Here is a 563-nt window from a genome sequence, read left to right as displayed (position 1 = left end):
ATCCTGGATTGCTCCCGGTTTTCCGCCTTTGCTGGCTGCCTTTGCCGTCTGCTTTTGCATGCAGTTATCGCGCCAATGCAGGGGTGCTTTGTAAAAAAGCGCTTAGCCCTTTTTGACTTCCTTGACTTCAGCGTCCACGACATTGTCGTCGACCGGTTTGGCTTCAGCCTGGGCGGCGCCCGCTGCGCCTGCGTCACCACCGGCTGCCGCCTGCGATGCCTGCATGTCGGCGTACATTTTTTCGCCGAGCTTCTGGCTGGCTTCCATCAGGGCCGTGTTCTTGGCGTCGATGGCGGCCTTGTCGTCGCCAGTGAGCGCTTCTTCCATGTCCTTGATGGCGGCTTCAATCTTTTCCTTCTCGCCGGCTTCGAGCTTGTCGCCGTATTCACCCAGCGATTTCTTCACGCTGTGCACCATGGCTTCGGCGTTGTTCTTGGCGGTGACGAACTCGACTTTTTTCTTGTCTTCTTCGGCGTTCAGCTCGGCGTCTTTCACCATCTGCTGGATTTCAGCTTCAGACAAACCGGAGTTGGCCTTGATGGTGATCTTGTTTTCCTTGCCGG

1 protein-coding gene is annotated in these 563 nt (G+C 56.7%); it reads right to left on the bottom strand.

The window, feature by feature from the left end; genetic code table 11:
* Nucleotides 1–102 precede the first annotated feature (102 nt).
* A partial coding sequence (locus tag AC1DWI_RS25910; protein WP_477726293.1) for an Hsp70 family protein occupies nt 103–563 on the bottom strand: 461 nt, incomplete at its 5' end.

The sequence above is a fragment of the Polaromonas sp. P3_C2 genome (genome assembly GCF_056402675.1).
The sequence above is the reverse complement of the archived record's forward strand: the minus strand, read 5'-3'. Positions and strand labels throughout refer to the sequence as shown.